A 14,027-nucleotide genomic window follows, 5' to 3' on the forward strand; every position below is an offset into this window, starting at 1 on the left:
GAGAATATCCATGACGCTCGCGGTGATGAGCACGCTCGGCATCATGGTGCCGCTGCGCGACAGCATCGGGCCGGATTTCGAGGCGGCGACGGGCACGGCGCTCGACATCAGCTTCGACCCCACGGCCGTCATCCTGGGGCGCGTCAATGGCGGGCACCGGGCCGATGTGGTGGTGGCCATGGATACGGCGGTGGACGCGCTGATCGCCGAGGGCGTGCTGCTGGCCGATACCCGCACCGATGTGGCGCGCACCGCGGTCGGCCTGGCCAAGCCCCCCGGCAGCCCCGCCATCGACATCTCGACGCCTGAGGCCTTCATCCGGGCCCTGCTGGACACGCCGCGCCTGGTCATCTCCGAGGCCGGGGCCAGCGGCATCTATTTCCGCGAGCTGATCGAGCGGCTGGGCATCCGTGACGCCATCATGGCCAAGGCGCTGGTCATCCCGAAGGGGCTGACGGCGGAGAAGCTGCTGACCGGCGAGGCGACGCTGGCGGTGCAGCAGATGAGCGAGCTGATGGCCGTGCCCGGCATCGACATGGTGGGCGCCTTCCCGCAGCCGCTGGGCACCTACGCGCCCTTCGTCGCGGCCGTGTTCGCGGGCAGCGCGCAGCCCGAGACGGCGCAGAACTTCATCTCTCACCTGCTGGGCGAGGGGGCGCGGCGCGCCTTCCTGGCGACGGGGGTGGAGCCGGCCTAGCCCAAGGAAAACGCGGGGCAGCCCTTTGCCTCACGCGATCGGATGATGCGCGCCGCCCGGACATCGGCCTAGCTTTCCCACAGAGGCATAAGCCCCTGGAGGATGATGGTTTCCGATGAGCGCCATGGTCACCGTTCCGATGAAGAAGATGACGCCGCTGCCCCAGCGCACGGCGACCACCTGCTGGTACACCTGCCTCGAGATGATGTTCACCTGGAAGGAGCGCGACCCGGGTGAGATCAAGGACCTGCTGGTGAATGCCGGCATCCTGTGGGACGACGCCTGCAAGACCGGCCTCAAGGCCAAGGACTATCAGCGTGCGGCCAAGGCGCTCGGCCTGAAGGCCTGGGGCTCGGGGTCGGGCTGGAGCGGCGCCAACTTCGCTTCCTTCTGCGCCGCAAGCCCGGTGTGGGTGGCCGGCAACTGGAAGGGCTACAACCACAACGTCGTCGTGATCGGCGCGAGCCGCGACCAGGTGAAGTTCATCGACCCCTGGTGGGAGGGCGTGGCCGAGGCATCGATCGAGACCTGGACCGAGAAGCTGTTCTGCCGCGGCACCTCCAAGGAACAGAACGGGGCGGAGCATCACGCCCACTGGATCGGGTCCGTCATGGCCTGGGGCAGCGCGGTGCCCTGGGGCCTTGTGCCCGAGTGAACGGCCTGTGCCCGCAATGCGGGCACAGGTAAGGCCGCAGCGCCGGATTATGCCGCATGTCCTGCTTGTCACCTCGGCGCAACGAGAGCAGCTTCCGCGCGCGTATACGTATACAGGAGCAGTCACATGCAGCGTCGCGGCATTCTTCAGGCGGCGGGTGCGGGCCTTGCCGGCAGCCTCGCCGGCCCCGCCTCCGTCCGGGCTCAATCGGCGACCACGCTGCGTTTCACGCCGCAGCAGGATCTGGTCACGCTCGACCCCGTCACCACCACCAGCTACGCCACGCGCAACCACGGCTACATGGTGTTCGACACCCTGTACGGCATGGACAGCAACTTCCAGCCCGTGCCGCAGATGGTCGAGGGCCACACGGTCGAGAATGACGGCAAGCTGTGGAACCTGACGCTGCGCCCCGGCCTGAAGTTCCATGACGGTGAGCCGGTGCGCGCCCGCGACTGCGTGGCCAGCCTGAACCGCTGGTCCAAGCGCGACCCGTTCGGCGGCCTGCTGATGGCCGCGACCGATGAGCTCTCGGCCCCCGACGACCGCACCATCCGCTTCCGCCTGAAGGCGCCGTTCCCGCTGCTGCCCATGGCGCTCGGCAAGGCCTCCGTGCCGGTCTGCGCCATGATGCCGGAGCGCCTGGCCAACACCGACCCGTTCCGCCAGGTGACCGAGCTCGTCGGAAGCGGGCCCTTCCGCTACAAGGCGGATGAGCGCGTGCCGGGCTCGCTGAACGTCTACACCAAGTTCGAGGGCTATGTGCCCCGTTCCAACGGCACGCCGTCCTGGACGGCCGGGCCCAAGGTGGTGCATTTCGACCGTGTCGAATGGCGCGTGATGCCCGACCCCTCCACCGCGACCAACGCGCTGATCGCCGGTGAGGCCGATTGGCAGGAATACGCCTATCACGACCAGCTGACGCTGCTGCGCCGCGCGCGCAACGTGCGGGTGGCCACCAACGACCCCACGGGCTTCGTGGCGATGATGCAGGTGAACCACCTGCAGGCGCCCTTCAACAACCCCGCGATCCGTCGCGCGCTGTGGGGCGGCATCGACCAGACCAGCACCATGCAGGCCCTCGTCGGCACCTCCGACCCCGGGCTGTTCCATGTGCCGCTGGGCTATTTCTGCCCCGGCACGCCCATGGCCTCGGACGTGGGCCTCGGCGTGCTGACCGGTGCGCGCGACATGGCCAAGGTGAAGCAGGCCGTGATCGACGCCGGCTACAAGGGTGAGCCGGTGCTGCTGATGGTGCCCTCCACCTCGCAGGGCCTGGCCGTGATGGGCACGGTGGCGGAGGACACGCTGAAGCAGGCGGGTTTCAACGTCGAGGTCTATGCCGTCGAGTTCAACACCATGCTGCAGCGGCGCAACCGCAAGGGCCCCGTGGCCGATGGCGGCTGGAGCGCCTATGTCACCAACTGGGCCGGCATGGACTGGCTGAACCCGGCCATGCACATCGCGCTGCGCGGCGCCGGTGAGGCCGGCTACGCCGGCTGGGCCACCATTCCCCGCCTGGAGGAACTGCGCACCGCCTGGTTCAGCGCGCCCGACCAGGCCGCCCAGGCGGCCATCTGCCGCGACATGCAGGAAGTGGGCATGCGCGAGGTGCCCTACTATCCGCTGGGCCAGTACCTGCAGCCGACGGCCTTCCGCAGCAACATCCAGGGCATCCTGCCGGGCTTCGCGACCTTCTGGAACGTGAAGCGCGGCTGATTTCCCGAAAGCCGCCGCCGGGTGCACCGGCGGCGGCTTTCGGCCGATACTGCATTCTCCATCGGGGGAGACACCAATGACTGACACCAACACGGCGCTCCGTGCGACGGCGCTCGACTGGATCGCGGCGAATGAGGCCCGGCTCTCGGCCTTCAACAAGCGCATCTGGGACCACGCCGAACCCGCCTGGCGCGAATACAAATCCGTCCGCGACTATGTGGAGATCCTGACCGCCGAGGGCTTCTCGGTCGAGGAAGGCTCGGGCGAGATGCCCACGGCCTTCTGCGCCACCTGGAAGCAGGGTGACGGCCCGGTCCTGGCCGGTTTTTCCGAATACGACGCGGTGCCCGGCAATTCCCAGCAGGTGGTGCCCTATGAGGCCCCGCGCGAGGGGCTGCACCCCTACACCGCCGGCCATACGGACCCGCACTCGGTGCTGGGCACGGCCTCGCTGACCGCCTTTCTGGCCGCCAAGGCCGCGATGGAAAAGCACGGCACCGCCGGCACGCTGAAGCTGTTCGGTGAGCCTGCCGAGAAGGTCTGCGGCAGCAAGCCCATCCACGCCGCCAAGGGCTATTTCGACGATCTGGACGCCTGCGTGGTCTGGCACCCCTGGCCGCACAACACCGTCACCGGTGAGACCCATTTCGGCGCCTACTGGTCCGCCATCATCACCTTCGAGGCCGACAACCCCGAGGCCTGGATCGACCCCAACCTGGTGCCGATCGAGGGCGCGCACGCCAATGCCCGCTGCCCGGGTGCGACCGACGCGCTGTGCCTGATGTACACGACCACGAAGTACACCAAGGAGGCGATGTTCCCCCACGCCGGGTCCTGGACGCTGAACGAGTACATCCTGGGCGATGCGGGTGCGACCAGCGACAACCTGACGCCGCGCTTCTCCCAGATCCAGTATTCCTGGCGCGCCTCCTCGCTCGGCATCCAGGAGCAGATCTGGCGGGTGCTGGCGCAGAACGCGAAGCATGTGGCGGGCATCACGGGCTGCAAGGCCTATGTCCGCTGGGTGACCAAGACGCGTGTCGGCCTGCCCAACCAGGCGATGACCGACCTGACCTGGAAGAACCTGCAGGCCGTGGGTGCGCCCGTCTATTCCGAGGAGGCGCGGGAGTTCGGCCGGGCGATCCAGAAGAATCTGGGCGTGGACGCGATGGAGGATCCCTTCATCCCCGAGGTCTCGCGTCTGACCGACCCCGTGGATTTCGAGGCGCGCCTGCGTGCCGGCCTGCCGAGCTGGCAGAAGCATCTCAGCGCCGACGACTATGTGGAATATTCCTGGCACGCGCCGACCGTGCGCCTGCTGGCCGCGCGGCCCCGGCTGCGCGCGCCGACCAAGGGCTATTCCTACCCGAACTGGGCCTACAACGCGCTGGGCGGCCACCCCGCGGTGGTGGACCCCGGCATGTTCGTCGCCGCCAAGACCATGGCGCTGACCCTGCTGGACCTGGCGAGCCTGCCGGAGGCACTGGGCGCCGCCCAGGCCGAGTTCAAGGAACGCACCGGCGGCGGCGTGGGCGGTAGCCAGTGGGTGGGCCCGCTGCTGCCGGCCGACTTCGTGCCGCCGGTGGATCTGCGCTGGCCGGAATACGTCACCACCGCCCGTGGCGAGGAATGGACCTTCCCGACGCCGCTGCATGGCACGGGGGCGGGGGAGCTGATTTAAGCAGTCAGGGGATTTGCCCCTGACTGGGGGCCGGGGGCAACGCCCCCGCCTTCACCGCAGAAACGCCTCCGCGAACTCCATGCTCGCGATCTTCGCCAACGCTTCGCGCAATTCCGCCGCCTCGTCCTTCCCGAAGGCTTTCTCGAAGCGCTTCTGCGCCTGCTTCCACAGCACGCGGGACTGCGCCAGCCGTTCCTCGCCGGCCTCGGTCAGTGCCACGCGGCGGCCGCGCCGGTCGGCCGGGTCGGGGGTCACGCGCAGCAGCCCGTCGCGTTCCAGCGGCTTCAGGTTATGCGCCAGCGCCGAGCGGTCCAGCACCAGCGCCGCCGCCAGTTCCCCCATGCCGGGGCTGCCCAGCCGCGACACCGCGATCAGGATGCTGCGCTGGGTGGATTTCAGCCCGACCGGTGCCAGCACCTGGTCATACAGCTGTGACACGCGGCGCGTGGCGCGGCGCAGGGATGTGCCGTTGCAGCGGAGGACGTCTGCCATGATTGACAGGATGGCGATGCGGGCCTTTCATCGCAATAGGGGCATATGCCCATATCAAGACATGACGGAGAGTATCGGATGCGTCTGCTGGTGGTGGGAGCCGGTGCGACCGGCGGATATTTCGGCGGCCGCCTGGCGGAGGCCGGCAAGGACGTCACTTTCCTGCTGCGCCCGAAGCGCGCCGCGCAGGTGCGTGAGAAGGGCCTGACCATCCTGGCCACCACCGGCGAGTTCACCGTGAAGCCGCAGGTCGTCACGGCCGATGCGCTGAAGCCCGAATACGATGCCATCCTGCTGACGGTGAAGGCCTTCGCGCTGGATTCCGCCATGGACGACATGGCCGCCGCCGTGGGTGCCGGCACGACCATCCTGCCCGTGCTGAACGGCATGCGGCATTTCGACACGCTGGCCGCGCGCTTCGGGGCGGAGAAGGTGGCGGGCAGCCTGTGCAAGGTCGCGACCACGCTGGATGCCGAGGGCCGCGTGAAGCAGCTCGGCCCCTTCCAGCAGCTGATCTACGGCGAGCATGACGGCAGCGTCTCCGCCCGCATGCAGGCGCTGGATGCCTTCATGCAGGGCGCCTTCTTCACCGCCACCCTGTCCTCCAACATCCGCCGCGACCTGTGGGAGAAGTGGCTGATGCTGTCCACGCTGGGCTGCGTCACCTGCCTGATGCGCGGCACGATCGGCGAGATCGAGGCCACCCCCGGCGGCGTCGCCTTCGTCAACGCGGTGTATGAGGAGATCCTGGCGATCGCCCGTGCCTCCGGCAGCCCCCCGGGCGAGGCCTATGTCGAGGAGACCCGCGCCATGCTGACCAAGAAGGGCTCGGCCTCGGCGTCCTCCATGTATCGCGACCTGACCGGCGGCCTGCCGATCGAGGCCGACCAGATCGTGGGAGACCTGCTGAAGCGCGCGGGTGAGGCAGGCATCGCCACGCCCATGCTGGCGGCCGTCTACAGCCACCTGCGCGTGTATCAGAACCGCATCGAAGCCAAGGCCTGACGCATCAGGCCTGGCGGCGGGCATTGAGGGCGCCGGTCCGGTACCGGTGCTCCTTCACCGCATAGAGGCGCTGGTCGGCCAGGACGATCGCGGCCTCGATGCTCGGCGTCTCGTCGGGCACGCGCGCGACGCCCAGGCTGCAACCCAGGCTGAGCGGCCCCACCGGCGTCGGCAGGCCGTCGCGCAGGGCGGCGTGCAGCCGGGCGCCCACCTCATGCGCCGTCTCCGCCGCCTGCGGCGCGGGGCCGGCCAGGCACAGCAGGAATTCGTCGCCGCCCAGGCGGACGGCCGCATCCTCCCGCCGCAGATTGCCTTGCAGCCAGGCGCCGATGCCCTGCAGCACCGCATCGCCGGCGGCGTGGCCGTGGCGGTCGTTGATCGGCTTGAAGCCGTCCAGGTCCAGCACGACCACCGCGCAGCCTTCGGCAAGGCGGGGGTTGGTCTCGCACCAGCTCTGGAAGCCCTGGCGGTTCAGCAGCCCGGTCAGCGGGTCACGCTGGGCCTGGTCGCGCAGCTTGGTCAGCCGGGCGGCGATGTTTTCGTCGCCCCCCTCGCCGAGCACCCCGCGCAGCGTGCTGCCCAGGCGCCCGGCATTGCGCCCCGCGAGCCACCCGCCCAGCATCGCCAGCACCAGCACACCCAGCCCGAGCCAGGCGCCGAAGGACCAGAGCGGCTGCAGGACCTCCGCCCGGTCGCGCTGCGCGATTACGGCCCAGCCCAGGTGCTGGCGGTCGGGCGCGCCCTCGGCACGGCCCACGGCCGTCACGGAGGCGGCCTGCCCGGGGATGTCGGTCTCACGCCAGTTGCGCGGGCCGCCCGGCAAGGGCACCGGCCAGGGGCGGCCGCGCTCATTGTCGGGGCCCAGCAGCACCATGCCGTCTGCCGCGACCACATGCAGCGACGGCGGCGGCTGCCAGGGCGCCAGCATCGCCGTCTCACTGGCCACCTGCTGGGCCCAACGCCAGGTCAGGTGGCCGGCGATCACGCCCAGGAGCCGGCCATCGCGGCTGTGCACGGGGGCGGCGGCATCGACGAAATAGGCATTCTCGCCGCCGCCGCGTTCCTGCGGCAGCAGCCGCGCCAGCAGGACGGCGGGGTGGACATCGCCCAGGAAGCTTCCGGCCAGGCCGGGCCGGAACCAGGGCCGCCCCGAGACGTCCACGCCTTCCAGCAGCCCGTCGGTCGCGGCGATCACCCGGCCATCGACCCCGGTGAAACCGATCCAGGAGAAGGTGGGCGAGCGGTCCCGCAGATCCTCCAGCAGGCGCCGCGCGGAGGCGGGTTCCGGCGGCTCGCGCCCGAAGGTCTCGAAGCGGGTGAGCTGGGTGACATCGCGCGCCCAGTCCGTCAGCCCGTTGTCCAGGCGCTGCGCCATGGTCTGGGCATAGACGGCAAGACGCTCTCCGTCGGTGGCGATCAGGCGGTAGCGCTCTGCGCGCAGCAGCAGCAGCGCGCCGGTCAGCCCGACCGCGGCACAGATGGCGGCAACCGCCAGCCCGTGGCGCATACCCGGGCCAAACCATTTCGGTTTACGCATCTGTTCCATCCGACTTGCACAGCCTGTGCGTATGCTTTTACCAAGTCGGATGCCACGTTAATCCCATGAGGGAAAATCTCATTTTTGTCAGCGTGGCGCGATCATTCGTGAAATGCTGCGCGCGCGAAATACTCGCCGCGGCATGATTCTCAATCCCTCGATTATTCTGAATAAAGATACTTATTCCCCGGGGCTCACCATGGCTCTGGTGGCCTCCAGCAGATCATCCGACAGGTCCGGATCCTCCACCGCCCGGGACAGCAGCAGCGCGCCCACCATGGCGGACAGGGTGCCGAGCGCCCTCTGGCGGCGTGCCTGCGGCGTCTCGCCCGTGGCCGCTTCCTCCAGCAGCGCGAGGTAGCCGCGCACGCCCTCGGTGAAGGCCTCCCGCAGGGGGCCGCCGCGCCGGGCTGAATCGGCGGCCAGGGCCGGCAGCATGCAGCCCTTGCCGGGCATGTCGCGGTGGCTGGACGTCAGATAGCGCTGGAGGAGGGCCGCGATGGGCGCCTCGGCGCCCTGCATGGTCGCGCGCCAGCGGTCGTGGGAATGGCGCATGGTCTCGGCCACCGCCTCGGCGGTCAGGGCCTCCTTGGACTCGAACTGGCCGTAGAAGCCGCCATGGGTCAGCCCGGCCTCGCGCATCAGCTCCGCCACACCGATGCCGTCGATGCCGCGCTCACGGAACAGCTCAGCCGCGCGCGTCACCACGCGGCGGCGGTTCTCCTCAGCCTGGGCCTTGCTGACGCGCATGTCGGTGCTCCTGAGCTCTTGACGGTATTTATGATGACTATCATCTAATTGCCAGGGCCGACGGGTGGCCCTGTGCGAAAGGGCCATCATGTCCTCTGTCGATCCCATCGTCATCGCCGCCGCCGCGCGCACGCCGCTCGGCCGCTATCTGGGGGCGCTGTCGCCCCAGCCGGCGCACGCGCTGGGGGCCACGGCCATCCGCGCCGTGCTGTCCCGCGCGGGGCTGGACCCGGCGCTGGTGGATGAGGGGCTGATGGGCAATGTGCTGCCCGCCGGCCAGGGCCAGGCGCCCGCCCGCCAGGCGCTGCGCGGTGCCGGCCTGCCGGATGCGGTGGGCGCCACCACCGTCAACAAGGTGTGCGGCAGCGGCATGAAGGCCACCATGCTGGGCCATGACCTGCTGCGCGCCGGCAGCGCCGATGTGGTGATCGCGGGCGGGATGGAGGCGATGTCCAATGCCCCCTACCTGCTGGCCCGCGCCCGAACCGGCTACCGCGCCGGCCATGACAGGCTGATCGACCACATGATGCTGGACGGGCTGGAGGACGCCTATGAGCCCGGCCGCTCCATGGGCGATTTCGGCGAGGCCGCGGCCGAGGCCTACCAGTTCAGCCGCGAGGACCAGGATGCCTACGCGATCGAGACGCTGACCCGCGCGCGCCGCGCCATCGAGGAAGGCGCCTTCCGTGCCGAGATCGTGCCGGTGGGGGAGGTGGATACCGACGAGCACCCCCTGAAGGTGAAGCCCGAGCGCATTCCCAGCCTCAAGCCCGCCTTCCGGCCGGATGGCACCATCACCGCCGCCAGCGCCTCGGCCAATGCCGATGGGGCGGCGGCGCTGCTGCTGACGCGCCGCTCCACGGCCGAGAAGCTGGGCCTGCCCATGCTGGCCGAGATCCGCGCCCACGCCGCCCACAGCCAGGAACCCGCCTGGTACACCACGGCCCCCATCCCCGCGATCCGCAAGCTGCTGGAGCGCGCGGGCTGGAGCATCGGCGACGTGGACCTGTTCGAGATCAACGAGGCCTTCGCCGTGGTGCCCATGGCGGCCGCCAAGGACCTGTCCATCCCGCGCGACATCCTGAACATCCATGGCGGCGCCTGCGCGCTGGGCCACCCGATCGGCGCCACCGGCGCGCGGATCATTGTCACGCTGCTGCACGCCTTGCAGCGGCACGGGCTGAAGCGCGGCGTCGCCTCCCTCTGCATCGGGGGTGGCGAGGCCACCGCCATCGCCATCGAACGGATCCACTGAATGCTCTCGAACGCGCTTGCCGGCTGGATGGGCCGGCGGAACTGGCACTACGGCTGGGCCGTCGTCGCCGCCACCTTTCTGACCATGCTGGTCACCGCCGGCGCCGTGGGCGCGCCCGGCGTGTTCATCGTGCCGCTGGAACGCGAGTTCGGCTGGCGCACGGCCGACATTTCCTCGGCGCTGGCCATCCGCTTCGCGCTGTTCGGGCTGGTGGCGCCCTTCGCCGCGGCCTTCATCAACCGCTTCGGCGTGCGGCGCATGATGCTGGCGGCGATGAGCGTGGTGGTCTCGGGCCTGCTGCTGTCGCTGCTCATGAACCAGGTGTGGCACCTGGTGCTGCTGTGGGGCGTGGTGGTGGGGCTGGGCACCGGGCTGACGGCCATGGTGCTGGGGGCGACCGTCGCCACACGCTGGTTCAGCCACCGGCGCGGGCTGGTGCTGGGCTTTCTGACCGCGAGTTCCGCCACGGGCCAGCTGTTGTTCCTGCCGCTGCTGGCGCATATGACCGAGAGCCTGGGCTGGCGCGTCTCGCTGGGCTTCGTCTGCGCCATGCTGGTGGCCGCCGTCACGGTGGTGATGCTGGTGATGCGGGAACGCCCGTCTGAGCTGGGCCTGCCGGCCTATGGCGACACGGCCGTGGCACCCCCGCCGCCCGTGGCGCATGGCGGGCTGGGCCAGTTGCTGGCCTCCCCGCTGGTGATCCTGCGTGACGTCTCGGGCAACGCCACCTTCTGGGTGCTGTTCGCCACCTTCTTCATCTGCGGCGCCAGCACCAACGGGTTGATCCAGACCCATTTCATCGCGCTGTGCGGCGATTACGGCATGGCGGCGGTGGCGGGCGCCAGCGTGCTGGCCATGATGGGCATCTTCGACTTCTTCGGCACGGTGGGCTCTGGCTGGCTGTCCGACCGGTACGACAACCGCTGGCTGCTGTTCTGGTATTACGGGCTGCGCGGGCTGTCGCTGCTGGCGCTGCCCTTCAGCGACTTCTCCTTCTACGGCCTGGCGCTGTTCGCGATGTTCTATGGCCTCGATTGGATCGCGACCGTGCCGCCCACGGTGAAGCTGGTGGCCGAGCGGTTCGGCCGAGAGCGCGCCAATGTGGTGTTCGGCTGGATTTTCGCCGGCCACCAGATCGGCGCGGCGAGCGCGGCATTCGGCGGCGGCTTCAGCCGCACCACCTTCGATACCTACCTGCCCGCCTTCTTCGTGGCGGGCGCCCTGTGCCTGGTGGCGGCGGGGCTGGTGGTCAGCCTGCGCCGCACCGCGCGGGCGTGATCAGCGCGTGAGCGTGAGGCCCGGCTGGTTGCGCAGCCATTCCGGCAGGTTCTGCAGCAGCTGGGCCGGGGCCACGCCGGCGGCGGCACCCGGGTCGCCCGGTGCGGCGGGGGCCTCGGCGGCGGGGGCAGGGGCGGCGACCGGGGCCGGCGCATCGCCGGCAGGCGTGGCCGCAGCGGGCGCCTCGGTGGCAGGCGCGGCCGGGGCGGCCAGGGTCTCGGCCACCGGGGCCGGCGGGTCGCGGCGCGGGCCCTGCACGCGGGCGGGCGTGGCAGGGGCGGCGGGCTCCGGCACCGGCACGTTGGTGTAGTCGGCCACGATGCGGGCCTGCGCGCCCTCGATCACCAGCACCCGCGCGCCGACCGGCAGGGGGACGATGTCGCGCTGGGTCACGCTGACCAGCTCATTGTTCGCCTTGCGCACGATGTATTCGATGCCGTCGGCGTTGTTGGCCGCGCGTTCCGCCGCCGTGCCGATCAGCCCGCCCACCAGCGCGCCGCCGACCGCGCCCAGCGCATCCGTCACGCGGTTGCCGCCGGCCGCAGCCCCCAGCACGCCGCCGGCCGCCGCACCCGAGGCGGCGCCCGTGGTGCCGTCCGCCGAGATCCGCACCTGGCGGAAGCCCACGATGGTGCCCTGGCTGACCTTGTTGGCCTGCTGCACCGCCCGCTGGGCGTATTCATTGGCGGAATAGGAGTTCCCGCAACCCGCGAGGCCCCCGATGAGGCCGAACGGCAGCAGGATGATGAGGTTCCGGCATGCGTGCTTCATGCACCCCACATAGCGCGGCCCGCCGCATCATCCTATATGCAGCCTATGCCTACACCCTTCCGCAAGATGCATGGCGCGGGGAATGACTTCGTCATCCTCGATGCCCGCCAGACGCCGCTTCCGATCTCGGAGGCCGGCGCGCGCTGGCTCGCGGACCGCAACCGCGGGGTGGGGGCGGACCAGATCATCCGCCTGGAAAACGCGCCTGACGGTGACGTGTTCATGCGCATCCTGAACCCGGACGGCAGCGAGGCCGGGGCCTGCGGCAACGCGACCCGCTGCGTGGCGCGCATCCTGTTCGAGGAAACCGGCAGCGAAACGGGCGTGATCCAGACCATCTCTGGCCTGCTGCCGGCGCGCGTCTCGGCGCCCGGGCTGATCGAGATCGACATGGGCCCCGCCCGGCTGGGCTGGCAGGAAGTGCCCCTGGCGCATGAGGCCGACACCCTGCACCTGGACCTGTCCGAAGGCGCCGTGAGCGACCCCGCGGCCTGTTCCATGGGCAACCCGCACGCGACCTTCTTCGTGGATGACCCCTGGGCGCTGCCGCTGGACGTGATCGGGCCGCGCCTGGAACATGCCGCCATCTTCCCCGACCGCGCCAATATCGGCTTCGCGCAGATCGTCTCACCCGAGCATATCCGCCTGCGGGTGTGGGAGCGCGGGGCGGGGCTGACGCTGGCCTGCGGGTCGGGTGCCTGCGCCACGCTGGTGAACGCGCATCGGCGTGGGTTGACCGGCCGCCGCGCCGCCGTGGAACTGCCCGGCGGCACGCTGACCATCACCTGGCGCGAGGATGGTCACGTTCTGATGGAAGGCCCCACCGCGCTGTCTTTCATGGGCGAGTTGGATGCCGCCCTCCTTGATGCCTGAGACGCTGGCCCTCGGCTGCCGCCTGAATGGCGCGGAGGCCGAGACCATGGCCACACTGGCCGCCGCCGGCGGGCTACGTGATGCGCTGATCGTCAATACCTGCGCCGTCACGGCGGAAGCGGAGGCCCAGGCGCGCCAGGCCATCCGCCGCGCGGCGCGCGAGGCGCCGGGGCGGCCCATCATCGTCACCGGCTGCGCCGCCACCCTGGCGCCCGATGCCTGGGCCGCGCTGCCCGGCGTGGCGCGGGTGTTGGGAAATGCCGAAAAACTCTCGCCCGCCGCCTGGGGTGCGCCGGACATGCAGGTCGCCCCGGCCGCCACCACCCGCCGTGCCCGCGCCTTCCTGGAGGTGCAGCAGGGCTGCGACCATGAATGCACCTTCTGCGTCATCCGCATCGCGCGCGGGCCGTCGCGCGGGATGGGCCTGGAGGCCGTGCTGGGCGCCGCCCGCCAGGCCGTGGCGCGCGGCCAGCTTGAGGTGGTGCTGACCGGGGTGGATCTGGCGAGCTGGCAGGCCGATGGACAGGACCTGGCCCAGCTGGCGCGCGCCGTGCTGGCCATTCCGGGGCTGGCGCGGCTGCGCCTCTCCTCGCTGGACCCGGCCGCGATCCCTGAGGGCCTGTGGGCGCTGTGGCGGGATGAGGAACGGCTGGCGCCCTTCCTGCATCTGTCGGCCCAGCATGCCGACGGGCTGATGCTGAAGCGGATGCGCCGCCGCCACGGGGCCGGGACAGCCGAGGCGCTGGCCGAACGCGCCCGCGCCACCCGGCCGGACATGGCGATCAGCGCCGACCTGATCGCGGGCTTCCCGACCGAGGACCAGGCGGCCCATGCCGCCAACCTGGCGCTGATCGCGGCGCTGCGGCCGGCGGCGCTGCATGTGTTTCCTTATTCTGCCCGGCCGGGCACGGCGGCGGCGCGCATGCCGGCCCTGCCGGCGGCGGTCGGGCGCGCCCGGGCCGCCGAGCTGCGCGCGGCCGGTGCCGCCAGCGCGGAGGCCTTCGCCGAATCCCGCCTGGGCTCGTTGGAACAGGCGATGTTCGAAACCGCCACCGAGGCGACCACCGCCCATGGCCTGCGCCTGCGCCTGCTGCGCGGCGAAGCCATGCGCGGTGCGATGCACCCGGTGCGCGTCACGGCCCGAGAGGGCGCCACCCTGCTGGCCGAGGAGTTGACCCATGGCGCTGCGTGACCTCTGGAACCGCATGACCGGCAAGAATGAGCCGGCCCCGGTGGCGGAAGCCCCGCGTGAGGTAGCGGTGGATCTGCCGCCTGAGATCGCGGCGGAGGTGTCCGATACGCTGCTGGCGGAAC

At 70.6% G+C, this 14,027-nt stretch carries 13 protein-coding genes; 9 read left to right on the top strand and 4 right to left on the bottom strand.

Going from position 1 to position 14,027, the window contains the following annotated elements; all coding sequences use genetic code 11:
* The first annotated feature begins 10 nt into the window (after positions 1–10).
* The 4 genes from EOD42_RS11175 (at position 11) to EOD42_RS11190 (ending at position 4,752) form a co-directional block, all read left to right on the top strand.
* A complete protein-coding gene (locus EOD42_RS11175; protein ID WP_127787601.1) occupies positions 11–697 on the top strand; it encodes a molybdate ABC transporter substrate-binding protein in 687 nt (228 codons plus the stop codon).
* Between the two features lie 115 nt (positions 698–812).
* Positions 813–1,352: a papain-like cysteine protease family protein gene (locus EOD42_RS11180; protein ID WP_127787602.1), complete on the top strand. Its 540-nt coding sequence runs from the start codon at positions 813–815 to the stop codon at positions 1,350–1,352.
* A gap of 126 nt (positions 1,353–1,478) precedes the next feature.
* Positions 1,479–3,071, top strand: a complete 1,593-nt coding sequence (locus EOD42_RS11185) for an ABC transporter substrate-binding protein (RefSeq protein ID WP_127787603.1) — start codon at positions 1,479–1,481, stop codon at positions 3,069–3,071.
* Between the two features lie 76 nt (positions 3,072–3,147).
* Entirely contained in the window at positions 3,148–4,752 is a 1,605-nt protein-coding gene (locus tag EOD42_RS11190) for a zinc-binding metallopeptidase family protein (protein WP_127787604.1), read from the top strand.
* A 51-nt stretch (positions 4,753–4,803) separates the two neighbouring features.
* Here the strand turns inward: EOD42_RS11190 and EOD42_RS11195 are convergent, their stop codons facing one another.
* The gene (locus tag EOD42_RS11195) at positions 4,804–5,244 is read right to left on the bottom strand and encodes a MarR family winged helix-turn-helix transcriptional regulator (protein ID WP_127787605.1); all 441 of its coding nucleotides are present in this window, start codon (positions 5,242–5,244) and stop codon (positions 4,804–4,806) included.
* 78 nt (positions 5,245–5,322) lie between these two features.
* Here EOD42_RS11195 and panE point away from each other — a divergent pair, with 78 nt between their 5' ends.
* Positions 5,323–6,249 carry a 2-dehydropantoate 2-reductase gene (gene panE, locus EOD42_RS11200; protein ID WP_127787606.1) on the top strand — a complete coding sequence of 309 codons (927 nt, stop codon included), beginning with the start codon at positions 5,323–5,325 and terminating at the stop codon, positions 6,247–6,249.
* Between the two features lie 4 nt (positions 6,250–6,253).
* On the opposite strand, the gene EOD42_RS11205 is transcribed toward panE, so the two are convergent.
* Together EOD42_RS11205 and EOD42_RS11210 are read right to left on the bottom strand one after the other, a co-directional pair.
* A complete protein-coding gene (locus EOD42_RS11205) occupies positions 6,254–7,786 on the bottom strand; it encodes a GGDEF domain-containing protein (RefSeq protein WP_164867887.1) in 1,533 nt (510 codons plus the stop codon).
* A 180-nt stretch (positions 7,787–7,966) separates the two neighbouring features.
* The gene (locus EOD42_RS11210; protein WP_127787608.1) at positions 7,967–8,536 is read right to left on the bottom strand and encodes a TetR/AcrR family transcriptional regulator; all 570 of its coding nucleotides are present in this window, start codon (positions 8,534–8,536) and stop codon (positions 7,967–7,969) included.
* Positions 8,537–8,624: 88 nt separating this feature from the next.
* Here EOD42_RS11210 and EOD42_RS11215 point away from each other — a divergent pair, with 88 nt between their 5' ends.
* Positions 8,625–9,791 (top strand): acetyl-CoA C-acyltransferase, encoded by a 1,167-nt coding sequence (locus EOD42_RS11215; RefSeq protein WP_127787609.1) that lies wholly within the window; start codon positions 8,625–8,627, stop codon positions 9,789–9,791.
* The gene (locus tag EOD42_RS11220) at positions 9,792–11,069 is read left to right on the top strand and encodes an MFS transporter (protein WP_127787610.1); all 1,278 of its coding nucleotides are present in this window, start codon (positions 9,792–9,794) and stop codon (positions 11,067–11,069) included.
* On the opposite strand, the gene EOD42_RS25910 is transcribed toward EOD42_RS11220, so the two are convergent.
* Entirely contained in the window at positions 11,070–11,840 is a 771-nt protein-coding gene (locus tag EOD42_RS25910; RefSeq protein WP_206020323.1) for a hypothetical protein, read from the bottom strand.
* 45 nt (positions 11,841–11,885) lie between these two features.
* On the opposite strand from EOD42_RS25910, the gene dapF reads away from it, so the two are divergent.
* Positions 11,886–12,713 (top strand): diaminopimelate epimerase, encoded by an 828-nt coding sequence (gene dapF / locus EOD42_RS11230; protein ID WP_127787611.1) that lies wholly within the window; start codon positions 11,886–11,888, stop codon positions 12,711–12,713.
* The gene (locus EOD42_RS11235; protein WP_127787612.1) at positions 12,706–13,905 is read left to right on the top strand and encodes a radical SAM protein; all 1,200 of its coding nucleotides are present in this window, start codon (positions 12,706–12,708) and stop codon (positions 13,903–13,905) included. Before dapF ends, EOD42_RS11235 begins: the two co-directional genes overlap by 8 nt.
* Positions 13,906–14,027 lie beyond the last annotated feature (122 nt).

Source organism: Rhodovarius crocodyli (assembly GCF_004005855.1).
Classification (GTDB): Bacteria; Pseudomonadota; Alphaproteobacteria; order Acetobacterales; family Acetobacteraceae; genus Rhodovarius; species Rhodovarius crocodyli.